Below are 24,147 nucleotides of genomic sequence, written 5' to 3' on the forward strand. Positions count from 1 at the left end.
CCCGATCTCAATTCTGCGACTGGTCACTGACGTTGGGTATACAAGCGAATTTGTAGATGGGGTTTCAGGACTGACCGTTGACTGCTCGGTTGCATCGGCATGTGGGCACACTGACTACGCGACGAGCCTGACGACCATGTGCTCGGGCGTTCACTGGCCCGGGTGGACCACCAAACTGCATCTGGCCTGCAAGTACCGGTTACGTTGTTTGCAAGAGCCCCAGGCAGATTCAGTGAAAATCGATCTTAAGTCGCCGTCTGATACCCTCTGAACTGCGGTTTCGACCAATATCGCAACCGGTCGAACTGAAGCAAATGCAATTCCGCGCGTTTCTCGGAGTCCCTCATACCGGAGAGGCACGCGATGGTGCCAGCTTGTTGTCGAGCAGGCCGGTGGTGCCGATTCTGTAGCAGGTGTCCGGTGCGAGACCGACAATGGAGGCGGCGGCCGCGATCTCCGGCATTCCGTACTCCGACAGCCAGAACGCCGCCGGTTCCAACCCGTCCGGTCCATCGACGAGCAGGTGGCGTCGTTGCTCCGCATCGAATTGGTCGACCCTCAGTCTGCGAAGGCCCCCGGTGTGGTGCTGGAGTACGAACGGTCGCTGCGCGTCCTCGATGACCAAGGGCGCGTGCATCTTCCGATAACCGCCTGCGGTTCGAGCGTCCTGCACGACCTCGGCCCGATCGATGTCCGCATAGGAGCGCAGAGATCGCCGCGCACGGGCGCGGGAACATAGACCCGCCGAGCAGACCCGCCCTTGGTGATGCTCTGTGGCAGCCAGAATCACTGGAACCCGCCCCGCCTGTACTTCCAGCGGCAGGAACCTCGTCAGAGCCGCCTGCTCGGACAGTCGCAGTCCCGTGCGCGCGATCAGATCGCAGAACGTCGCATTGCGCGCTGCCCACCGTCCGCGAAACGTATTGTCCGCGTCCGGAACCGGCGGCGTGGAGGTTGTGCCCAGATCGCGCATAACCTGCTGCTCGCCGCTGGCGCCATCACCGGTCACCAGCACAGCGGCCCGCGGCGCTGCCAACCTGCGCCGCGACCTGGTCTGCCCCTCGGCCCCGACCGCGCAGATCCCAAGGCCCGTCTTCGCGCGATCATCATTCGTCCGCGGAAGCCGTTGTCACGCAGCGCTCGAATGGTCGGTCGCTGGTCTGTCGTTCGATACCTGGTTGCATTCGTCTAGCCGTAAGGCATGTTCGATAAAGCTTTCGAGCACACACACAGCGGCCGCTTTGGCCCCCAGCTTTGCGCGATGGTCCCGATCGGCGGGAAGGCTGCTGACTGTGAGGAAGCCATCTGGGTCGCCGGCCGTTGCGAACGCGCTTCTAATTTCCGACACTGCTGATTGGAGGTACGCGGTGGCGGCGGAGTCGGCGGCCGGGGCTGCCAGGGCTTCGGGCAGATAAATGATTAACCTGTTCGGATTAGCAATGTTGCACACATGTGCCACCGCGCGGCCGAGCGCCGATCCGGCCTGTGCAAATACTGCGCGCTCTGGGGTGGCTTCAGCGCCTGCGTGACCTGCTGCTGTGTTGGCGCGGAGCTGGCCCTCGATACGACTCGGAGTTGCCAGTGTGTCGACGTGACCGTATTCGCCACAGTGACAGGGCTGCAGAAAATCGGGGGGCAGCGCAGCGTCCCCCCGACGCTCAGGCTGCGGCCAGTCGGCTTCCACTCCGTAATGGGCTTGAGAGGGTGGAGGCACCTCCCCGGGGGCATAACCCACCTCCAGATGGCCTATCTCCATTGCCTTTCCCTTGCTTCCGCGACGTAGACGACCATTCATCACCAGGCCGCCCCCTACCCCTTCGTCGAACACGCTGACTACTACAAGGTCGGGTTCGCTGTTTTTCGCCTCGTGTAACGCCAGTACCGCGAGCGCGTTGACGTCGTTTTCGATCACGACAGAGACCGGTTGGTCGAAGTCATCATCGGCTGCAAACAGCTTCCGCACCATTCCGGCGAGGTCGACAGATCGATGAGGGTATGCGGTCGGCGCTGGCATGATTTTGCCGTTATGCACGGGAGTGCCAACCTCTATTCCGATTCCAAACAGCTGCAGCGCGTCTCCACTTGGATCGACTCCTCGTTTGAGCTCAGTGATCGCGCGATAGACGACCTCGGCTACTTCCTCCCACTCGTCGTGTCCATGACCAAGAACTTCACACCTGGGGCGGGCGGTGAACTCGTGTGACGTATCCAGGCCGACGAGAGCGACAGTAATCTCGGTGGGCCGCCACTGCCGCTGTTCGACGTGCACGCCAGCGATCACAAAGCCCTGTCCCAGGCGCAGCGGCGAGAGAACCCGGCCCTCCTTGTTCCTGAGTAGGTTCACGCCGTCATCGAGCAGGCCCACCTGAAGAAGCGCCTTGACTGCCTTGCTCACGGTGCCTTGCGGAATGGCTCGCTGGTCGACCGGACGGCGAGCCGTGGGGTTGGGGGCGGCGAGATCGACTCGTGAAGTCTCATTAGGCGCCCGTAGCGACGTCCGCGCGAGCAACTCGCCGAAGACCTCTTGGCCCACTGCGGACCTTTGCACCTCCACGAGCTTGTCGAGCAGGGACTGAAACTGTTCGTGGCCCACCTGCCTCGCCTTCCCTTCATCCACCAGGGATTCTGCCCCAATGCGCCATGTGATTATAAAACTAGTTGAGAATAGCATAACAGTTTGAAATCGCATTACAGTTGTGAAACGCACGTGACATTCGCATCGAATGTCTGACACTATGGGTTTGGTAGGAACAGACCTCCCAGAACCACCCCTCGCAGCCACGGGTGTGATATCGGCTTCCCGCGCAGCTGTGATCAGCCGCGGCTGGCACACGCGAAAAACGATCACCCGGCTGCCCGAAATCCACCACAACTTGTCACTTGTACCCAACACCAACCTTAGGAACGACACATGACCGATTTCTCGCGCATCGAATCTTCGTATCGCCAGTGCACCCTGATCGTCGACGGTCCGAACATCGAGCAAAGTGTGGCCCGCTGCTGGGACCGCAAACCCACACGGAATGAACGGATCCAGTGGCCCGCTCTGAAGCGCTGGCTGCACGATCTGGCCGCACAGCGCAGCGCCGCCGCCTACTCGTGCGTTTTCACCAACACCCCGGCCAATCCGCCGCCGCAGCTGCTGGGATGGGTTCGAGCCCTGGTCCAAGACGGCTGGCATGTCTTTGCCAAGCCGAAAGCGAACAACGGTGATGGTGACATCGACGCCGACATGCTCGCCCACCTGTCGGCCCACCCGTGGACCACGGTGGTGGTGGTCAGCCACGATGCCCAGTGCTTCGCGCGCCCGCTCACCGAGCTTGCCGCGCAGGGCACCGAAGTGATCGCAATCGGAATGACCGAATGGGCCGGCTGCCTGCCGAACATCGACGGCATCACGTTCATCGACATCGACGACATACCCGCACTGTTCGAACAGGCCCCACCACGGATGAAGCTGACCGCCCTGCCCGACAACGGCGACTGGTTCCACCCGGTCGGCGACGGCGACATCAGTTACGCCGCCTAGCAGCCACATCGAGAAGGCCCGACTGGTCGGTAATCAGTCCGCCCGAGCCGCATGCGCGGCTGCGGTGATCGCCGCGCCGCCGCGCCCGCTTCATCACATGGTGGAACCGCGGCCCACAAGTTACCGACCCACCGAAAGTAGGACCTTCGTGACCACTAACCCCACCTCACAGCTGCCGCCAGCGCGCATGGCCGGCCCGGACTGGGCCCAGATCACCCGACAACTGCGCCAGGCCGAAGTAGGCGCACCCGGCACCGATGTAATGCTGCGCCCCGGCGGCCAACCCGAACTGATCGACCCCTACGGGCAGGCCACCCAGCTGAGCCGGCTACCCGCCGAACGCATGGCCGCCATCAACCAGGCCCCGCACAGCAGCGACATCGGCGATTTGAGCCGGCTAGACCCCGACAACGTCGAACAGTGGACGCCGACGACCGCCGGGCTGCTCAACGGCTGGAAATTTCGGCTTCGCCCAGAATCCGGCGCACCCGAGTACGTGTTCTTCGCCTTCCGAAACCCCCAGGACAGCAACAACTTCCGCGTCTTCGTTATCGAACCGAACATGGACGACCAGTTCGGCCACGGGCCCCATATGATCGCCACCGTGGTGGGCGTCGACCGGATCCCGGTCATCTGCGGGCCCACCGGGCGAGCCGCCGCGACACTTGAGGAGGCCCGCCTACACGCCGCAAAGTGGATGTATCACCACTACATGCGTGCCCACGGCCATAACCCAGGGTTCAGCCTGTGACGGCCCTAGACGCCGCGATCGACTTCGCGAGCTGGGCGCGGCGCGGCGACCGTGCCCTACTCACGGGCTTCTCCCACCACTTGTTCGTCCCGGGGTTCCGCGACCCCGACGAACGCGACGACTCAACACGGAGTCCGTGGGCCGCGCGGAACCGCAGGGCATGGCGCGACCAGATGCCACATCGTCGCTCCGGACGGCAATACCAATGCCGGCGCGCCGTCTGCGACTACCTCGCCGGGCCCGACGCGGCCTCGTCGAATACCTGCTGTTCGTCGCTCCCCGGGCAGCGCGGTCGGGGAATCGGATTGGTGCCTCCTGGCACATTTGGATGATCTGCTGGTGGCAGACGCCGCCAGCGGAGGCGACCTCGACTGGCTCGTCGTCGAGATCAAGAATCCCTCTATGACCATCGACCGCGCGCGCGGCGCCTGGTTTTGATCGCCGAAACGCGAACCGCCCCGTAAGGCGGGCCGTACCGGCCGACACGACACTGTACGGACCTTGCTGCCCGCCTACTTTCAGGGTCGATAGCGTCGACGCTCCCGAAGGAGACGCCGAATTCGCGGCGATGGCCGTCGTGTTCGCATCCACCGTCGCCGTCGAGCTGATCCCGCTGCCGGCTTACCTCAGCGGCCGGGCTGAATCTGTGATCAACGCGGCTGGCCCGCCGCTTTTGCTTTTCAGAGCCACAGAGCCACAGAGCCACAGAGCCACCCCGAACTACCCAACGATAGGACCAAGTCCATGTCCGAACACTCCCACCCGCTCAATCAGTTTCGCAACGAGGTCGGCGAAGCGTCGACTTCGGCGGGCACGACCGCACTGGCCTCGTCGCATCGGCGCAACCGCTGGATTTGGGTGGGCGCGGCGCTGCTGGCAGGTGCAGCCACACACCACATCTTGCTTGTGTGCGCCGGCCTCTTCCTTATCTATCTGTGGCGCAGGCGGTGATCGCCGCGCCCGCTCCATCACATGGTGGAACCGCGGCCCACAAGTTACCGACCCACCGAAAGTAGGACCTTCGTGACCACTAACCCCACCTCACAGCTGCCGCCAGCGCGCATGGCCGGCCCGGACTGGGCCCAGATCACCCGACAACTGCGCCAGGCCGAAGTAGGCGCACCCGGCACCGATGTAATGCTGCGCCCCGGCGGCCAACCCGAACTGATCGACCCCTACGGGCAGGCCACCCAGCTGAGCCGGCTACCCGCCGAACGCATGGCCGCCGGGCCGACCGCCCACAGCGACACCGTCCCAACGGTGCGGCTCACCGACGGCGCGCTGGCGGCGATCGCCGCCAGTCTGACCACCGTGGCACCCGAGCGGGGCGGCGCACTGCTGGGCATCGAAGGAATGACCCATCTGCTCCTGTCCGACACTCAGGGCAGCTACAGTCCGGTGAGCTGGGACATCTCCGAAGAATTGACCACCGCCATCGGAGCGCTGGAATCGGCCGGGCACGGCATTCTGACCGGAACCGTACACAGCCACCCCCGCGGCATTCCCGACCCATCCAGCACCGATCTGCGCACCACCGCCCTAGCCCTGCAGATGAATCCACACCTGGACCGGCTGCTCATCGCGGTCGTCACCGAGGGCGTTGCCCGCGAGTTCGATGTCGCGATCGGATCCAGCCACCGGATGTCGGTGCACGTCCTGGCCAAATCGTCGGGACCGACCGCACCGACCTGTTCGCGGGCCTGTATCGAAATCGTATCCTTGCGCGCCGACTTGGCGGCCGCCGGACTGGAGTTATGCTCGCTGACCATCGTCGACGACTGGGTCGATGTGGTGGCGAATACCGCGCGCACGCCCAACGACGTGGCGCTGGCTCACACCGTCCGCGTCGGCGGAAATCACCGCCTCATCGTGCCCTTGCCGGCTGACCAGACCCAGGCGCTGATCTTCGATGGCCGCTACCCACTGGTTGGACCGATGGCCCTGCAAGTCGACGACGACGAGGTCAGGACCAGCGACATCGCGTGGGATCCGGCCGCGTCGGCCGCCAGACAATTGGCCCAACTCGTGGGCACCCGACCTTCCGCAACAGCCGAAGGCTTCACTGATCGCGTGCGAGAGTTGGTCGGCTCCCTTGCCGCCAAGTCGGTGCTCATCGCCGGTCTTGGCTCGGTCGGCAGCCGAATCGCCGACGACCTGGTGCGCGCCGGGGTAGCGGCGGTCACCGTCGTGGACCCCGACATCGTCACCGCACCCAACCTTGCCCGCAGCGTCTACCGCGCGGCCGATCTCGGCGCATCGAAAACGGCCGCGATCACACGGCACCTGGGCGCAATCAATCCCGCCGTTCGCGTCGCCGCTCGGCCGGTGGGGATCAGCGACCTCGACCTGCCAGCCGAGCTGGACGGCGTCGACCTGGTCATCGCCGCCACCGACGACATGGCGCAGCAGGCCCTTCTCGCACACCACGCCTACGAATCCGACATTCCGCTGGTGGCGTGCGCCCTGTACCGCAAGGCCGCGGCCGGAGAAGTGGTTCTGCAGGTCCCGCAGGCCAACACCGCCTGCTGGTCTTGCGCGGTCGGTGTAGGCAGTGCCGCGGCAAGCCGACGACCCGAAACCGACTACGGCACCGGTGGCCGACTCGTCGGCGAATCAGCGCTGGGCCCTCCGATCACCATCGTCACGTCAGTGGCCGCCCAAATCGCGCTGGGCCTGCTGGCAGGCCCCGAGTCGCCAGCAGGTCAACCGCTGCACGCCCTACTCACCGAAGGCCGCACGCTGGGCATCATCGCCACCACCCCGGGCTGGGACTTCTTCCCCACCCTATTCGCGGGCATGGCCCACCAGCACTCTCCCCAAAGCGTGTGGCCAGTGGTACCCACCACCCCCGGCTGCCCGGTGTGCGGCGAACACCGCCAGGCTCCGATGACCGCCGAGCAAGGAGCGGCCATCGTCGATGACCTGTACCGGCTTACCACGGAGGGGACACGACCCACCCCGGTCCGTGGCCCAAGCCGGCAACCCGCAATCCACGCCGCTGCAACCACACCGGCGAGCTCACGCCGCGGAAAGCGACGGCACGCACTGCTGGCATTGCTGTGCACGATGATCGCCGCAGCGAGCTGCACGGTGGCCGCCCACCTCTTGCCGCAAAGCAGTCGCACGGCGGCATTCGATGCCGCCGCACACATCGTCGGGAGGCGGCCATGACCAGCGCGAGAGCCGGGGCGGAAATGGTCTTGGGCTACCGCGACGACAGTCATCCTTTCCGAGTCGCCACCGAGCTGGCGGTCCTGGTCATCGGGCCGCCCCGCTCAGGCAAAACGTCTTGCGTCGTGGTGCCCGCCGTCGCCGACGCTCGCGGGCCGGTGGTGTCCACGTCGACGAAAGCCGATGTTCTTCAAGCCACCATCGACGCGCGGCGACAGGGTGGCCGGGTGTGGCTGTTCGACCCCGCCGGAACCGAGCGGTGCCCGCCTGGTGTGGATCAGCTGCGGTGGTCACCCATCACTGGGGCCGCCACTTGGGACGGCGCGCTGCTGATGGCACAGGCGATGGTGGAGGGCAGTCGCTCCACGCAAGGCGCCACCAACGAAGGTTTCTGGCGCCAACGCGCCCAGACCTTGCTTGCCCCATTGCTGTTCGCCGCAGCCCGGGACGGGCTGGGTATCGACGAGGTCGTCAAGTGGGCGGGCGGTGATCTGAAAGCACCGTCGCAGCTTCTCGACTGTGACGACCGCACTGCCAAAGCCCGTCAAGCATTGCTTAGCCTGGCCAACAGCGACCCCCGCGAGCGCGCGTCGGTGTTCTCCTTCGTCGACGGCGTACTGTCCGCTTATCACAGCGACGCCGCGTCTGCGGCCGCACTCAACCCCAACTTCGATGCCCGCGGATTCGTCACCTCGGCCGGTGACTCCGTGTTCATCACCGCCGCTGCTCACCAGCAACAGCTAGTCGCCCCTTTGGTGGTGGGATTGCTGCACGAAATCCGCCTGGCGACCTTCGCCGCGCATCGGCTGGGGCGTCGGCCCCAGGTCCTTTTCGCGCTAGACGAGGTCGCCAACATCGCGCCCATCCACGACCTTCCTGGGTTGGTATCTGAAGCCGGCGGTCAGGGCTTGCAGGTGCTTGCCTGTGTTCAGGACCTCAGCCAGGTCCGCGGGCGTTGGGGGGCCGAAATCGCCCACGGCTTCCTCACCTTGTTCGGGATCAAGCTCATCCTCCCCGGAGTCATGGACCAACAAACGCTGTACGCGCTGTCCACCGCTGCCGGAGACATCCAGGACGAAACACAAACGGCCACAAGCAATCGCACCGCACACGGCGAAGCGCGCTCGCAAAGCTGGCAAATGCAGTGGCGTCCCCGCTACCCGGCCGGCACGATTGCGTGCCTTCCGGCCGGGCGAGCGCTGGCATTCGAAGGCGCCCGCCCTTCCGTTATTGAACTGCGTCCCTGGTGGCAACGCCGGATGTGATCAGCACTCGTCCCTATGCACTTGTCCGATTGACAGCACCCCACGGTGCACCCGAAAACCACGCTCCGGAAAGGAATCTCATGACCATCCCCGCCAGCGTCACCTGCACCCGCTGCAGCTGGACCAACCCCGCCGCCGAACGCAACTGCCGTGGTTGCGGTCAACCGCTTCTGCGGGTCAGCCACTGCCACGGCGCCGGCCCCGACCCCGCTCGCGGCGCCTCCGCTCCGCCGGACCACACCAACACGATCACCGGCGTCGTGGCGTCGGCACCGCAAACCGTCGACATGATTGTCGTGCAACCGTTTTGGTTCATCGTGGTCACGGTCATGGTGCTGTTCGGGTCCGTGCTGCTGCACCAGGTGGTGATGCCGGCTCTGCTGTTGTTGCTTGTGCTGACGCTGCTGGTGCACATGATCTCCGGGCGGCGACGCGGCACGGGTCATCTACCCACTGAGCTGATCGGGACGCGAGTAATCAGCAACGCCTCACGCCGCGCAGGACGAGGCCACGGCATCATCACCCGACGCCCCGGCCAACAAATACGCATCACGGCCGCCGAACGGACATGGACAGTGCGGTTCCTGTCCGCCAGCGGCACAGACCTGCTGATGGGTGACCTGGTCCGGGTAGAGGGCCGCCGCGGCGTGCACGGCGATTTCCACGTCATCCGGATCATCAACCAGCGCACCGGTACAACGCGCTGGAGCCAGCAGTTGGTGTCGAGTCTGATCGTGGCGGTCTGCCTCGCCGTGGTGGCCTTGCACTTCCTGCCCTGACCGACACGAACCCAACACCCACCAACCCGAAAGACACCATGAGCAGAAGAAGCACCCCGCGAACATCGCACCAAGCCGCCGCCGACCGCGAGACGGCCGCATACCGCCGCGAGCACGACATGCCCGAAGGCACCGAGGTCCAACACTGGACGAAAGTACGTTCGGCGGCCCGGACCGGCATGGTGACCGAGCGCATGAACCGCAACCTCTCACCCTTGCAGTCGCGCTCCGACGAGCATGCCACCACACTGCTCACCACTGAGGGAACCAATGATCGCGGCACCACCTACACCGTGCACGAACGAGCCGACGCGAATGGAGAGCTCTCACCGGCGACTAAGACCCACACCACCGAACACAAGTTTGCCGATCGGTATCTCATCCCCGCGGAGGAGCAGCGGCTGACGCGGGCGAACCCCACTATGGATGCCCAGGACCTCGCTGAAGCCGCCGGCGCTCAGGTGCGGTGGAAAATGACCGGTGACCCCGGCGATGTTTCCCCCGAACTGATCACCGAAACAGGTCCCTTCGCCGACGCCCGTCGCGCCGACGCCACCGCACCGTACGCCGATCAGCACGGGACTCCCAGCATCGCCGCTAGCGGGCCGACCGCGCAGCAGATCAGCCACGCGCTCGAGGCCAGCGCCGCCCTTGAGGTGTCCGGCGTCGACAAGGCGCCCGCTGGGCCGTGCCTGTGACGGCCGCAGCGATCCGATGATTCGCAGCACGATGCGGGCGAGGGACTCTCCGTCGGGGTAGCTCGTGACGGCATTGTCGATCTCATGGACGGTCAACCGCCATTTCGGCGCTGCCGTACGTGAGGTCGCCAGTGACGCGTGCGGGTGACGTTCGATGATGCCTGCCGCGATGGTCGCGGCAGATTCAGACAAATTCAGCTCACGAATCGACGCACTTCGGCCAGTTGCGGCTCGAACACGAAGCTCGACCCGCACCGCCGGCGATTGCTGGTCGCTCAGTCATGGGGCAATGTCTGGGCCAGCGCCATCTGAACGACAATCAGTGGGTTGGCACTGGAATGTGGGCGAATTTTTAGATGGGGTTTCATGCATGACCGTTGACCGATCGGATCAGTTGCATCTGCTCTGGGACGCCCGCCACCGTCGGCGGCCAAGTCAACGCGGACCGAAGGATTGCCGTTGACGACAATTCGCGTGAGTCGGCGGGTAGTGGAGCCCCGGTGCCGGCATGATGGAGTGACTACCCATGTTGAGGTTGTTCGAGCAACTTGCCGATGTGTTGAATCTCTCTGGCGAGCCGCCACCGGGCGGAAACCAATCCGGCTATCTTCCCGACCGACGCTGCAGCGAAGGCGATGCCGACAGCGATGAGTAAGGAATGGATCGAAGGAGTGATGTCGCTGACGGCGAATACGACCACAAGCGTCACCAACGTTCCTGTGAGGGCGAATCCCCCTACTGTGCAACCACAGTCACCGTGAAAGCGGACCAGCCTGTCTTCGGCCGATTTACGCGCTTCTGAGCTAAGCCCTAGTTGCTCGCAAAAGATAACTTCGTCTGCCGGTCCCGCCCATCGACCGTTTCAGCTTGCGCCTATGGCAGGCTTTCACCGTCAACCCCGCGGTGAACTCACCGCCACGATCGGAATGCAGCACGGTGCCCGCGATGCTGTGGTCACGAGTCGCCACCGCTTGGTCGATGCCCTGGCAGACCATGTCGGCGCCGATGTGGTCGGCGACGACATGGGCGAGCACACGGCGGGAATGCCCATCGCGGATCGCGCACAGATACATCTCGCCCTGCCCGCAGGTCAGATAGGTGATATCGGTCAGCCAAACCGCATCCAGGCGGCCCTGATCGAAGTTCCGCCGGACCAGATCCGGCGGGAACGACGCCGCCGGATCGGTCACTGTGGTGCGGACTTTGAAGGTACGCGGGCTGATGCCCTCGATCCCGATCTCGGCCATGATCGCCGCGACGGTCTTGACGCTCACCGTCTCACCGCGTTCGCGCAGCTCGGTGGTGATCCGTGGGGACCCATAGGTGCCGTCGGATTCAGCATGCACGTCCAGGATTTTGACCGTCAGATCGGCGCGGCGTTGCTGCCTTGGCGTCACAATCGTTGCAGCGCAACGTTTTACATGCGAGTAGTACCCCGACGTGGAGACCTTCAGCAGCCGCGCCATACGCCGGATCGAGAATCGTTGCCCCTCGGGGGCGGTGGTGCCGGCGGTCTCGGCGATGTCGTCGGGGCCGGCGTACTTCACCATCAGATCGAACCGGGCCGGTTCTTCTGCATCGCGGCAAAGTACGCCGAAGCTTTTACCAAGAAAGCGTTGTCTTTCTCCAGCTCACCGACTTGCCTTCGCAAACGCAGCAACTCGGCCCGCTCCGCCGCGTCCAAGGGTTTCTCCCCGTGGACCTCGGCCGCCGCGATCCGGCGGCGTTCGTCTTTCACCCACGTGCTCAACACGGTCTCGTGGATTCCGAGTTCCCGGGCGACTTCGGCGATTCCACGCCCGGTATCGATCACACGATGGGCAGCCTCGACTTTGTACTCGGCCGTGAACGACCGACGCTTGCGAGGAGGCATGAGGACATCCTTTCAGCAGGACCGGTGATCCTGCCAACTCGGTGTCCACTACCCGGGGTGAACCTCAGGGCGCCTACGATTTCACAGCTTCGCCATCATCGGCACAGTGGTCATTGACCGGTTCCATACAAGCGAATTCCCAACGCGCTCCGTCGGGGTAGCCGAGGGTGGGATCGGCGGACGACCACCGAATACTGTTCTGGTTTGGCGCGATTGATGGCTCTGCGCCCTACAGTCCGAGGTCATCCTCTGGCTGCCGATCAGATGTCTCGGCGCGGTAGTCGATGAACTCTGGGGCGATATCGTCGGCCGTTTCGGTGTGACGGAGTTGTTGTTCGTGCGCGAGTTGAGTTGGGCTGAGTGTGCGGCGGCGCTGTTGTTCTGCGCGGTATTGGTCGAGCTGTTGGTGGATGTCGGCGATGCGTGTCCGGACTTCGTTGTCGGTGTTTGCTTGTAGGTCGGTGCTGTCGTGGCGGTGGTTGGGGATGGTCGCGGCGTCGGTGTCTAGCAGGTGGTCCCAGTTGTCGGGGGTGCCGGCGAGGAGGGTGGCGGCGCGGTTGGCTTGGCGTGCGGTGGCGCGTGCGGTGTTGTGGTTTCGGCTGCGGGTGGTTTGTTCGGTGATGAGGGTGTCGATGCGGTTTTGGAGGGCGCGGCGGTGGCTGCGGCGATAGCTGGGGGTGGTGTTGAGTGCGGCGCGGGCATCGGCGAGTTCGGTGGCGGTGGCGTGGAAGGCTTTTGCGGCGGTGTGGAGTTGTTGGTCGGCGGTGCGGGCGTCGCGGATCGCCTGTTGTGCTGCGGTGTGGCGGCGGATGTGGTCGTCGGTGTCTGATTCATGATCTGGGGTGTGTTGGGGCGGGTTGAACAGGACGGTGTCGGTGTTGGCGAGGGCGAGGGCTTGGTGCAGTTCGTCGATGTGGTGGTCGAGTTGGGTGTCGGTGAGAGCGAAGAGCGGATTGTCGATCGCTGGGTCGGTGACGGTTGCGGCGGTGGGTGTTTCAGGTGTGGTGTCGGGTAGCGGGTGGTTGTGGATCCATGCTTCGATCGCGGCCCGGTGTGCCGGGTTGTGTGTGGCGCGCCAGTCGCGACGGAGTATTGCGCGTGCGGCGGCGGGGGGTTTGGTGGCGGTGATGTGGGTGCAGCGTGCGGTGATGTGGTCGGCGGGGTCGTGGTCGGGGATGCCTTGCTGGCCGCTGTCGCGGCATTCACCGCATAGCCCGTCGTCGGCGCGGCGCGGTGATATGGGGGAGGCGTCGGTGCGGGTGCGTTCGAGACTGCAGGCGACGCAGCTCAGCGTTCGGGTGTCGGGCAGGGCGGCGCGGTCGTAGTCGAGCGGGCGGTGCTTCGGGCGCGCATCGGGCAGCACTGGACGGTAGTAGTGATTCGGAACTCCGTCCGGAATCACGTTGTCGTAGGGCTGGTCGTCGACGTCGGCGCGGGTGTCGTGGTAGCCCTGCTCGGTTCGGAGGGCATCGATCTGTGCGTCGGTGAGCTGGTTGCGGCGTGCATCGGGGTCGATGTGGCTGGGGTGGTCACGGGCGACTTCGCGGTGGCGGTCGCGGCGGTAGCCGGGTTCGATTGGGGTGGTATGGGGTTGGTAGACGTGTGGGTCGTTGGCTGGTGTGCATGCTTCGATGAGTGCGCGATGCTCGGGCAGGCGCTGGCTGGCCCACCGCAACCGTGCGCGGGCGACGGGAAAGGCATTGCGGTAAAGGGTTTCGGCGATGTCGGCGAGGACGGTGTGTTGTTCATCGGTAGCGGTATCGGCGAAGTCGCTGAACGCCTCTACGGCGGCAGCGATCTGGCCGGTGCGGAACAGTTCGGTCACCTCACGAATACGGTCAGGGAATTCCGCGGCGACGGTTTCAGTTCCGATGTCTACATCGGAGGCTGGTGGTGACGCAGGTTCGGGAGTCATTGTCTGGTGGCCTTCCTGGTTGTATTCGGGTTGCGATGGTGCAGCGGAGGGTGTGGTGGATTCGGGCGAATCCGCGTGATGAGGCGGATCGGCGGTGGGGGTGTCGGTGCGTGGGGTGGGTGTGTGGTGCAGGAGTGCGTCGATGCGCCAGGCCAAGGCGCTGGCGAGTTGGTCGGGGCGCAGGCCGCGGGTGTCGTCGGGTTGGGCGGCGAGGAGCAGTTCGTGCGCGGTGGTGAGTAGTTGCTGGGGTGTCCATGTGGTGCCGGTTGCGCGGTCGATCGCGGCGACTACACGCGGCCAGGCCGGGTCGGCGGTGACGCGGTCGGCGGCTTCGTCACCGAGGACGGTGCGCAGATCGGTGATCCAGTCCGGGCGCAGGTTGGGTTGGCCGAGACCGGTGTCGAGTGCGGAGGGTTCCAATTCCAGGCGCGACCACAGCGCGGCGGCGGGCATCTGATCGGGAAGCGGCCGGGACGCGGCGGCGTCGGTGAGCCGGGTGTGGATGTCGATTCCCGCGCGGGAGGCGACTTCGATCTTGTCGGCGAGGACGGGCCAATACGGGTCTTTCACGACGCGGGCCTCCAACCGCTGCACGGTGGCGGCCCACTTGTTCACTGGTAGATGGGTGTCGCCGAGCGCGTGGGTGACTCGTTCGTCGAGGGCTTGTTGGTGCTCGCGTTCGAGCGCGCTGTAGCGGGGTGCTCCGGTGGGGCGCATGTCGCGGTCGTCGATGTGCAGGCTGGCGCGCCAGACCGCGAGATCGCCGAGCAGCCTTGGATCGGTGCCGACGAGAGGTCGGGCCCAGTGCGGCGCTGTGACCGGAGTCCACTGGTGGCTGTCGCGGCGGATCTGGTTCGCGAGGTCGCCGACGATGCGGGCACGCGGAGTGACTTGTGTGGAGTCGAGGTCTTCGCGCAGACCGGGCGGGATTGCTTGTGCCCACGGCAGTGGTCCGGTGCCGGTGGAGTGCGCACCGGTGGGGTCCAGACGCCAGTCCAGTACCGCGGCAACATCGTCGGCGGTGTCGAGTTCCCGCGCTCCGGCTGCGGCTAGCAGGGCAGCGATGGGGTCGTGCCCGGACAGCGCGATCATCGCCAGGTGCTGACGCAACACGGGGTAGGCGGGGCTGTCGGTGAGGTTGGGGCGCAATGCTTCCGCGGCGGCGTCGAGACTTTCCAGACCATCAGCGCCGAGCGCGTGTTCGGCGGCGACACCGAGGGCGTCGAGGTAGATATCGAGTGCGCGCCCGATGCGAGTGCGTGGGTCGAGTGCGTCGCGTAGTTGGGTGTGTGCCGATTTTTGTGCGCCGTCGCGGCCGAGGATGCGCAGCAACACTTCGACGGCGGTGCGCGGAAACACCGCTGGTTCACTCCAGAACGAGCCTTCACTGCCGTCCAACGCGGTCGGGATGTAGGCGTGGTTGGCGTACACACCGCGGGTGAGTGCGACGTAAAGCTGCTGCCGGGATTCGCCTCCGGTGAGCGCGACATGACAGGTGTCGGCGGTGATTCCCTGCGCGGAATCGATCGTCGTGGCGTACCCGAGGCGCACATGCGCGGTCACGTAGTCGGCGGGAAGCCGTACACTCGCACCGCGTTTTCCCCCGGAATGCAGGTGCGTCGCGGTGAGGCTGCCGTCGTCGTGGACGGTGGTGACGGTCCAGGCGTAGCCGTTGCGCACCCAGTCGTGTGCGCCCAAACGTAGGCGTGGATTGTTGCGGCGGGTGCGGATCGTGTCACCGACCGAGGCCCCGAGACCGTCGGCGAGAACGCATTCCGCGCCTACGACGCTGCTGGTTCGGGTGATGCGATCGGTGCGGGCGCGGGCGTTGAGCGCTTTGACGACGTCGTGGTTTGCGGCCAGCATGATCGCGTCGCGGCCCGCGAGATGGTCAGCGGCCCAGGCGGTGTAGGTGTCATCGTGGGTCGCGCCGTGATGGCCCGCGTGCACGCGAGCATTGTCGAGGTACCAGCCCAAAGCGGCCGGATCGCCTTCGCGTAGCTGCAAACTGGCCGTCGCTTCGGCCGTCGAGGCGAAGCGCACGACGTGGGTCAGGGTCAGGGTGTGCTCGGGGGCGGCGGCGTTCATGTCCGCGTCCGCGCCGCCGGCTTCGATCGCGGGCAGTTGCTGATCGTCGCCGATACAGCGGACCGTCGCACCACGAGAAGCCAGAAACCGCAGCAGCCGAAGCCGTTTGAGGTTGCCGAGCTTGACGTGCTCGTCGACGATGACCAACGTGTCGGCGTCGATTTGCAGCACCCATTGCGGCAGCGTCGGCGGGACATCACGATCCATAGCCGGGTTGTCAGGACGCGGGGTGTGCCGGATGAGGACGTCGAGGACCTTGTCGGCGGTCTCGACCCGGGCGCCGATCGATTCCCCGAGCACCGCGGCGGCGGAGGCGGTGGGTGCCAGGCCGAGGACTTGTCCGCCGCTGGTGTGCCAGGCGTCGGTGAGCACAGCCATCGCGGTGGTCTTACCTGATCCGGCGGGGGCGTTGGCGGTATGCACCCGTAATCCCGAGGTCGCGAATCCTTCGACGACACCCACCTGTCCGGCATTCAACGGTCTGTCCGGGTGCAACGTGTTGTAGTTGCGCACCGCCGCAGCCACGGTGTCGGGGGTGAGTTGGCGGGCACCGGACTGCACCGACAGCTCGATCAGCTGCTTTTCCACCGACAACGTGTGCGCCGAGGTAAACAGCTGCGAGCTTGCGGCGGTGTAGACGCTGGAGCCATCGCGACGACGCAACAACTCGGGCACCGTACGCAATTCGGGTTCGTCCGCGATATCGGGGTCGCCGCGTCCGATCGACTGGGTCGGCGAGAGCGCTTGGGTCAGTACCGCTTCGGCGGCGTGTTCCCAATCCTGGCCTCGGATGCGGCCGCGGATCTGCCGCTCGACTTCGGCGCGCACATTGTTGGGCCGCCAGGTCGCTCGATGCTCCGCCACCACCTCCAGCACGCGCTCGGCGGTGTCTGCGATCCACTGCGCTGACACCGAAACACGCGGTACACGAATCGGATCCAACGCCGCCGCGACCATCCGCGACAGCGGTTCCCGGCCGCCGAGCAGCGCGACGGCTTCGGCCCGCCAGCTGGTGCGTTGTTCGGCCAGTGAGCGCAGTTGGTGTTTGGCGGGGCGGGTTTCCAGGGTGGCGCGCTGGGCGAGGTCATAGATTTCGCCGGGGACGGGTTCGCGCCCGAACCGGTGCTGGAAGTCGGCGGCGAGCTCACCCAAACGCACCTTGATCGCGGCTTCGCGCCGCGACCACGCCTCGATCAACCGGGACGGGATACCGACGATTTCGCGGATCGGCCGCTTGGTGGGATCGGTTCCAGCGCGTTCAGTGAACTCCACACCGACGAGATCTTCGAGATGATGCTCCAGGCGGGTGTTGTAGATCTCCGACACCGTGACCACCGCCTGGTAGATCGCGCCACCGTAGAGGGTGCGCCAACGCCCGTCCAGGGCGCGGACCCGGTTGGCGATCAGGACGTGGGTGTGCAGGTCCGGGTCTCCGGCGCGGCTGTCGCGGTGGGTGAACTGTGCTGCCACGATGCCCTCGACATCGACCTGCCGGATCCCGTTGCGCCCCAACCTGGTGAACACCGCATGCTGCTCGAGCCAAGCCAGTGCGTCACCGATCGCGGCCTGATGTGCGGCCTCGATCTTCTCCGCGACCGCGCGCGGCGCCAGAGCCCACAGCACCGACACCGACTTCACCGGCGAGAACGTGATGTCGAAACCGGCGACCGCGGTCGTGTTCGGGCGAGAGTTCTGTGCCACCCACCCCGACAATTCACGCTCATTCAATGGCGCGCGATCGTAGGTTTCGATGAACATTTGTGTCGCGACAGTGGTGCGAATCCGCGCCCGTTCAGTGTCGGGAATGACGTCGTGCGGGTCTGAACCGCGCGCAATATTGTGTTGCTCGAATGCCTGCGCGCACCGTTTCCGGAACTCGGAAACCTCGGCATAAACACGAAATGGGTTACCCAAACGAGAGGCTTTATCGGCCGCGCGCGCGGCATCCTTATGCTTCGCGCCGAGGCGGATCTGCTCGTCATAGACCGCGGTTTCGATCACATCGGCGTTGGGATGACGCCCCAAACCGAACAGCGATTTCATCTGCTCTTCGGTGACTTCAGCACCCACGGTGATGCCCAGCGACCCCAGGCCGGTGCCACGCCAACGCCCCGGTGCCTCGCCGTGGGCGGAGTAGTAGTCGGCCAGACTGGAGCGGCCGCGAGCGGGATCATCGTTCGCGGCGACATTACGCAGGTAATACTGATAGCCATTGCCTGCCACGACTTTATGAATTGTCGCGGTCATATATCCATCAGGCACGCATCAAGCGATTACCGCAACGGGTTGGATTTGACTATTTTTTAGTCAAATCAAGCAAATCCCCAGGTCGTTACCAAATCGTTACCCTCGATGAAAGAGGTGTGCTTGTGAGAAAGAGATAAAGAGAGGGAGTAGGTGAGGGGTAGTAGAAGATGTTCTGTATGGAGATAGTTTGCGGTGTCCGGGGGTAGTTTGCGGTGGTGGTTGCGGAGTTCGGACATAGGTTGCGGATTCTGAGGACATAGGACTGCTGTAGCGGGCAGACTGCGTGGCCGTGCCGAGCCTGAGTGTGGTCACCGGCGGCGGTTCGTCGCCGCCGGTTGGGGAGTTCGAGATCGCTTGTGTCGATGCTGAATCCGGTGAGCAGCGGTTCGTGTTGGCTGATGCGTGTGCAGTGCTGTTCGAGGATTGCTTGCCGGTGCGGGGGTTTCCCGCCTACAAGGGGCAGCGCAATCATGTGGGCCGTTGGTGGACGGCCACGACCGGAGGCTTGATCGGGTACGAGTCGTGGTTGGAACGAGATCGGTTGATGCTGCTGGACTTCGATCCCGATGTGGTCGGTATTGCGGCGCAGCCGTTCTGGTTGTTCTGGACAACGCCGGAGGGTAAGCGTCGCTCGCATGCGCCGGACTACTTCGCCCGCTGTTCGGATGGCGGAGCGTTGGTGATGGACTGTCGGCCCGTCGACCGGATCAAGCCGCGGGACGCTGAGGCGTTCACCGCGACTGGTGTCGCGTGTGAGGTGCTGGGCTGGCGGTATGAGGTTGCCGGAGCGGCGGATCCGGTTGTGTCGGCGAACCTTCGCTGGTTGGCGGGCTATCGGCACCCTCGTCATGACTTACCTGAGATCACTGCTGCCTTGCTTGCGGTGTTCGAGGTGCCGGGCGGGTTGATGGCAGGTGCCGGGTCGGTTGGTGACCCGATTGCGGTGCTGCCGGTGTTGTTTCACCTTCTGTGGCATCACCGGTTGCACGTGGATGTGTCGATACCGCTGTCGCCGGAAACCGAGGTCGTCTCGGAGGGGCGGGTGATCTGATGGGGGTGAGGCGTTCGGTGTTGCGGGTGGGCGATCGGGTTGTCTTCGATGGTGACGAGCATGTGGTGGTGGGCCTGGCGGGCACCTCGGTGCGTTTGCGGGCGGACTCGGGTGCCCACCAGGTGGTGCTGGCCGCGCACTTGATGGCCGCCATGGACTTCACGGTGCTCGACGCTGCGTCGCTGCCTGCGGTCGAGCCGTTCGGGCTGCTGGATATGTTGCCTGCGGATGTGGTTGCCGCGGCGCAACGGTGGCGCGAGCATGTCGTCGAGGTCGATACCGGGTTGCCGCCGAATCCAGCGCCGGGAGCTCGACCGCGGGACGGCTACGACCCGGCGGTGACGTCGCTGGCGCAGCGGCAGCGGGCCAAGGCCGCTGAGTTGGGGGTGTCGCTGCGCACGATCGAAGGCAAGCGGGCCCGCTATGCCGCGCAGGGGTTGTGGGGGCTGGTCGACCAGCGCGTGACGCGGACGTTCGAGCTGACTGGTCAGAGCGATCCTCGGCTGGTCGAGGTGATCGAGGAGATGCTCGACGCCGAGACCACGCAATCCACCGGCACCCGCTCGCGGCTGATCCGCCGCGTGATCAAGAGGGTGGAGGAGATCCACGGTCCGGGGGTGGTGCCGTTGCCGGGCCGCAGCGCGTTCTATGTCCTGATCGATCGGCTCTCGGTTGGGCGGCACACGTTCGGGTCGGCGGTGACGCGACGGCAGATGGCCAACCGCCCGGATGGGATGTTCACACCCACCTTCGCGATGCGGCCGGGCGAACAGGTCCAGATCGACTCCACCCCAATCGATGTGATGGTGCTGGCCGAAGACGGCGTCCCGGTCCGCGCCGATCTCACGATCGCGGTCGACGTCGCCACCCGCAGCCTCTGCGCGGGAGTGTTGCGGCCGGTCGGCACGAAAGCGGTCGACGCGTCGCTACTGCTGGCGAAAATGATGGTGCCCGAGCCGATGCGACCCGGCTGGGCCGCTTCGATGCAGATGGCGTCGTCGGTGCTGCCGCACGAGCGGCTGCTGTCGATCGACGCACGGATGCGGGAGGCGGCGGCGCGGCCGGTGATCGTCCCGGATCAGGTCGTTATCGATCACGGCAAGGTGTTCGTCTCGGAGGTCTTCGAGCGGGCCTGCGAGCGGCTGGGCATCTCCATCCAGCCCGCCCGCAAGGGCACCCCGACCGACAAGGCCGTCGTCGAGGCAACCTTCACCGCGATCAAAACCCTGTTCGCCCAACATGTCGCCGGGTTCAAGGGCGCGAACCCGACCCTGCGCGGGCGCGGTGTCGAGGCGGTCTGGACGATCGGCGAGCTGCAGGACCTGTTCGATGAGTGGGTCATCTACTGGCAGCACCGCGGCCACGACGCCTTGCGGGATCCGGCGGCGCCGCGACGGAAGTTGTCACCGAACGAGAAATACGCTGCGCTCGTCGCGGCGGCGGGTTATCTGCCGATCACATTGTCGGGCACCGACTATCTGGAATTGTTGCCGGTGAAATGGCGACAGATCAACGACTACGGCATCCGCATCGACAACCGCGTCTATGACAGCCCGGAGTTGGGTCGCTACCGGCGCCAGCCGTCCGGGCTGGCGGTCAAGCGAGGGTTGTGGGAAGTGCACTACGACCCCTACGACCTGTCTCGGGTGTTCGTCCGCAACCACCACGACGGCGGCTGGATCACCGTCGCGTGGACGCATCTGCCGATGGTCGCTGCCCCGTTCGCCGACTTCACCTGGCGCCACGCGCGGCGCCTTGTCACCGAATCCGGCCGCGACGTCACCGAAACCGAGATCGCCCGCGCCCTCGATGACCTGTTGACCCGAGCCGAGCACGGCCCCGACACCACCAGCCACAAGGTCGCTGCCCGCACCCGCGCCACGACATCGACACACCGCAAACCCACCCCGGAATCTGCCACCGAGACCGAACAGCCTGCACCACAACGACAACCGAAGTCCGAGACAGCCGAGGTGATCGCGTTCGGGGTCTTCGACGCCGACGCCGAAGCAGAAAGATGGATATGACCGGTCAGACCGGCGACGATGCCGACGCGCTGCCCGCAGACGAACCGTTGACCACCAAGGAGGGCTGGCGGCGGTTCGTCGACTACCAGCCCGAACCACCCACACCCCTGGATCCCGTTGCGGTGAAGGGGTTGTCGAGAGCCCACCGCCTCGGTGTCGAGGAAGCTCGCCGTGACTATCACGGGCAGCTGCCGCTGGTGAATACCCCGACCATCCGGCAAGTGCTGCGCACCGGCCGGATGCTGGTCCAGCTCAACCGCGGGCAGGTCTCGGCCCGGCGAGGGTTGATCCTGTCCGGAGCCTCCGGGACGGGCAAAACCACAGCACTGACCCAGCTGGGCCGCACCCATGAACGCGCGATCGGCAAACGCTACCCCGGCCCGGCCGGACACAACCGGATCCCGGTGGTCTATGTCACCGTTCCACCGGCGGCCACGCCGCGAATGCTCGCGGTCGAGTTCGCTCGGTTCTTCGGGCTCGAGTTCGGCAGCCGCGCGAACATGCCCGATATCGTCAACGCGGTCTGCGCGACCGCGGCGCGAACGAGCGTGGATCTGGTGCTGGTCGATGAGATACACAACCTGAACCTGGCCACCCGCTCCGGAGCCGAGGTCTCCGACCAACTGAAGTACTTCGCCGAACGCCTGCCCGCGACCTTCGCCTACGCCGGGATCGAGGTCGAAGCCCAAGGATTGTTCGCCGGGGTCCGAGGACGCCAGATCGCCGGACGGTTCACCCTCATCGGCTCGACCGCATTTGCCTACGGCACAGGCGAACAACGCGAAGCATGGCGCGCCCTTGTCGCCTCACTCGAAGGCATGCTTCATCTGCACCGCCACAAACCAGGCACCCTGGTCAATCTCAGCGAATATCTCTACCAGCGCACCGGCGGCATGATCGGCACGCTCTCGCAACTGATCCGCGGCGCGGCCATCCTCGCCATCGACGACGGCAGCGAGAAGATCACCCGAGCTCTGCTCGACGAGATCCCCGTCGACTACGCCGCCACACGCAGCGAGCCACCACGTCGACGCCCGAGTGCCGGCCGCGGGGAAGTGAGCGCCTGATGGGATCGCGGCTGCCGATCCGAATCCGACCAGCCACCAACGAGATCGCCGTCTCCTACCTCACCCGGCTCGCTGGCCTGCACGAGATGCCGTTCACCGAACTCTGGACCCAAGTCAGCCGACCCCGCAACGGCACCAGCACCCGCCGACTCGACCCGGACCGGTTCGCCGCTGTCGTCGACCAGCCCCGCGAACGGCTGGCCCGCGCGATCATCGAACTGCGCGACCCGGAACCGGACTGGCTCGCGCTGCGCCACGAACCTCAACACGGTTGTCAACGCTGCGCCGCCGCCCATCCCGGCGGCCAGCCCCTGCAGCTGCTGGGCCACCACCGATTCGTCTGCCTGCGCCATCGGATCTGGATCGGACCACCCGACCTGACCGGCTTTCCGCAACCCGGACTGGGTGAATTGCCGGAAGTCGTTGCCGCGCAACGCGCACACCTACGACTGTTAGGTCGCCTGGGACCGGCAGCGACCTTCGATGCCGTGCTCACCGGCTTCCTCATCTGCGCCCACCGATGGAGCGCACGAGAAGAACCTCCACGCGGGGACGCACGGCGTCAATGGGCCAGGCGGGCACAGCAGCTGATTCCGACCGGCACCGAGCTGACGACCTTCACCGCGTCGAAGTTGTTCGCTGCCACCTACCCCGAAACCGTCGACCTCGCCGAGGTCCTCGGATCACTGCACTGGCGACATCTGGCCGCGGGCGACCCGGACATGCAACGACGATTCGCCGCCGAGATCGGGCGGCGTCTCGGCCAACCCGACTACCAGCCACAGATCACAGGCGACGCCATCGCGCACTGGATCGACCAGGACTGCTGGCGGCCACCGAGCCGACCTCTCCACGACTACCGGACCCAACGCACCTTCGGAGGACCCAGCTACCGAAAACCTCAGCCACGCAACGAGGAAGCCCGCTTCACCAGCGCCGCGTGGTTCGCCCAGCACCGTTGCGGCGGCGACGCCATGCTCCACCACCGCAGCCTCGCACCAGTCATCACCCGCGAGTGGGCCGAGCAGAACACCCTGTTCGAAAGCGCGGTCAAAGCCACGGCAACAGCGCCAATCACCCGGGCGCAATCCGCCACACGCGAGAACCAAAGCACAGCAGCAAGATTCGCATTCATCCGGCCTGAACCCGCACCGACGGATTATCTCGCCGACGCCACCGAACCTGCACCTTGGCCAGCGGCACAGCCACGACAAGATCCCAAACCGCGGCCATGGTCAGTAAGCGAAAAGCCCTACTTCACACCCAGGCCACGCCGGCTTCGACGGCGACGGCAGTTCTGATTTCGATGAACAGGCGTGAAAGGCGACCGGCCATCGCCTCGGTGAATCCAGACCTCACCTCGACGACCGGAGGGCCACCGGCTCAGAACCGTTCGAAGTAAGGCGAGGCCGGCGTCCTATCTCGTTTCCTCCCATCCAGCGGGATCCACTGGATATAGCCATGAACCCCCCAACAATCCGCAACCTAGGTCCGGACGAAACGGAGAAGCGCAGACACTGAATAGATTTCGGGCCGCAGGTCAGCGATTCGAGTACCGCAAGGATCGTCCGGAACGGACAGAAGAAGAAGTGGGGACTGTGGATTTAAGGGTGTTTCCGGCCTGATTCGCTGAGCGATGTTCAGCGGGAAGGTGCCGTGATGACGACACTTGATGCCGTGACGAGG

Annotated in this window: 17 protein-coding genes; 11 read left to right on the top strand and 6 right to left on the bottom strand. The window is 65.3% G+C overall.

Annotation, left to right across the window (positions count from 1 at the left end; all coding sequences use genetic code 11):
* Positions 1–343: 343 nt before the first annotated feature.
* Together ACIBI6_RS40310 and ACIBI6_RS40315 are read right to left on the bottom strand one after the other, a co-directional pair.
* Positions 344–1,009, bottom strand: a complete 666-nt coding sequence (locus tag ACIBI6_RS40310) for a hypothetical protein (RefSeq protein WP_396960411.1) — start codon at positions 1,007–1,009, stop codon at positions 344–346.
* Between the two features lie 120 nt (positions 1,010–1,129).
* The gene (locus ACIBI6_RS40315) at positions 1,130–2,617 is read right to left on the bottom strand and encodes an ROK family protein (RefSeq protein WP_396960413.1); all 1,488 of its coding nucleotides are present in this window, start codon (positions 2,615–2,617) and stop codon (positions 1,130–1,132) included.
* A 294-nt stretch (positions 2,618–2,911) separates the two neighbouring features.
* On the opposite strand from ACIBI6_RS40315, the gene ACIBI6_RS40320 reads away from it, so the two are divergent.
* The 7 genes from ACIBI6_RS40320 (at position 2,912) to ACIBI6_RS40350 (ending at position 10,193) form a co-directional block, all read left to right on the top strand.
* On the top strand, positions 2,912–3,529 hold the full coding sequence (locus ACIBI6_RS40320; protein ID WP_396960415.1) for an NYN domain-containing protein: 618 nt from the start codon (positions 2,912–2,914) through the stop codon (positions 3,527–3,529).
* A 148-nt stretch (positions 3,530–3,677) separates the two neighbouring features.
* Positions 3,678–4,280: a hypothetical protein gene (locus tag ACIBI6_RS40325; RefSeq protein WP_396960417.1), complete on the top strand. Its 603-nt coding sequence runs from the start codon at positions 3,678–3,680 to the stop codon at positions 4,278–4,280.
* A gap of 744 nt (positions 4,281–5,024) precedes the next feature.
* On the top strand, positions 5,025–5,231 hold the full coding sequence (locus ACIBI6_RS40330) for a hypothetical protein (protein WP_396960419.1): 207 nt from the start codon (positions 5,025–5,027) through the stop codon (positions 5,229–5,231).
* A 72-nt stretch (positions 5,232–5,303) separates the two neighbouring features.
* Positions 5,304–7,451, top strand: a complete 2,148-nt coding sequence (locus ACIBI6_RS40335) for a ThiF family adenylyltransferase (protein WP_396960421.1) — start codon at positions 5,304–5,306, stop codon at positions 7,449–7,451.
* On the top strand, positions 7,448–8,716 hold the full coding sequence (locus ACIBI6_RS40340) for a type IV secretory system conjugative DNA transfer family protein (RefSeq protein WP_396960423.1): 1,269 nt from the start codon (positions 7,448–7,450) through the stop codon (positions 8,714–8,716). The genes ACIBI6_RS40335 and ACIBI6_RS40340 overlap by 4 nt, the downstream gene beginning before the upstream one ends.
* Before the next feature lie 80 nt (positions 8,717–8,796).
* A complete protein-coding gene (locus tag ACIBI6_RS40345; protein WP_396960425.1) occupies positions 8,797–9,495 on the top strand; it encodes a hypothetical protein in 699 nt (232 codons plus the stop codon).
* Positions 9,496–9,533: 38 nt separating this feature from the next.
* A complete protein-coding gene (locus ACIBI6_RS40350) occupies positions 9,534–10,193 on the top strand; it encodes a hypothetical protein (RefSeq protein WP_396960427.1) in 660 nt (219 codons plus the stop codon).
* Positions 10,194–10,713: 520 nt separating this feature from the next.
* On the opposite strand, the gene ACIBI6_RS40355 is transcribed toward ACIBI6_RS40350, so the two are convergent.
* From ACIBI6_RS40355 to mobF, 4 genes are all read right to left on the bottom strand, one after another.
* The gene (locus tag ACIBI6_RS40355; protein WP_396960429.1) at positions 10,714–10,902 is read right to left on the bottom strand and encodes a hypothetical protein; all 189 of its coding nucleotides are present in this window, start codon (positions 10,900–10,902) and stop codon (positions 10,714–10,716) included.
* A 94-nt stretch (positions 10,903–10,996) separates the two neighbouring features.
* Entirely contained in the window at positions 10,997–11,743 is a 747-nt protein-coding gene (locus tag ACIBI6_RS40360) for an IS3 family transposase (protein ID WP_396960431.1), read from the bottom strand.
* Complete coding sequence (locus ACIBI6_RS40365; RefSeq protein ID WP_396960433.1) at positions 11,743–12,066, bottom strand: transposase; 324 nt, start codon at positions 12,064–12,066, stop codon at positions 11,743–11,745. Before ACIBI6_RS40365 ends, ACIBI6_RS40360 begins: the two co-directional genes overlap by 1 nt.
* A gap of 229 nt (positions 12,067–12,295) precedes the next feature.
* A complete protein-coding gene (mobF, locus tag ACIBI6_RS40370; protein WP_396960435.1) occupies positions 12,296–18,316 on the bottom strand; it encodes a MobF family relaxase in 6,021 nt (2,006 codons plus the stop codon).
* Between the two features lie 289 nt (positions 18,317–18,605).
* Between mobF and ACIBI6_RS40375 the strand changes: the two genes are divergently transcribed.
* Genes ACIBI6_RS40375 through ACIBI6_RS40390 form a run of 4 tightly spaced genes read left to right on the top strand, consistent with a single transcriptional unit; the run spans position 18,606 to position 23,762 of the window.
* Positions 18,606–19,367 carry a TnsA-like heteromeric transposase endonuclease subunit gene (locus ACIBI6_RS40375; RefSeq protein ID WP_396960437.1) on the top strand — a complete coding sequence of 254 codons (762 nt, stop codon included), beginning with the start codon at positions 18,606–18,608 and terminating at the stop codon, positions 19,365–19,367.
* The gene (locus ACIBI6_RS40380) at positions 19,367–21,394 is read left to right on the top strand and encodes a Mu transposase C-terminal domain-containing protein (protein ID WP_396960439.1); all 2,028 of its coding nucleotides are present in this window, start codon (positions 19,367–19,369) and stop codon (positions 21,392–21,394) included. The genes ACIBI6_RS40375 and ACIBI6_RS40380 overlap by 1 nt, the downstream gene beginning before the upstream one ends.
* Positions 21,391–22,461, top strand: a complete 1,071-nt coding sequence (locus ACIBI6_RS40385; RefSeq protein WP_396960441.1) for an AAA family ATPase — start codon at positions 21,391–21,393, stop codon at positions 22,459–22,461. Before ACIBI6_RS40380 ends, ACIBI6_RS40385 begins: the two co-directional genes overlap by 4 nt.
* On the top strand, positions 22,461–23,762 hold the full coding sequence (locus tag ACIBI6_RS40390; protein WP_396960443.1) for a hypothetical protein: 1,302 nt from the start codon (positions 22,461–22,463) through the stop codon (positions 23,760–23,762). Before ACIBI6_RS40385 ends, ACIBI6_RS40390 begins: the two co-directional genes overlap by 1 nt.
* The last annotated feature ends 385 nt before the right edge of the window (positions 23,763–24,147 follow it).

This window comes from Nocardia sp. NPDC050412 (assembly GCF_044458825.1).
GTDB lineage: Bacteria > Actinomycetota > Actinomycetes > Mycobacteriales > Mycobacteriaceae > Nocardia.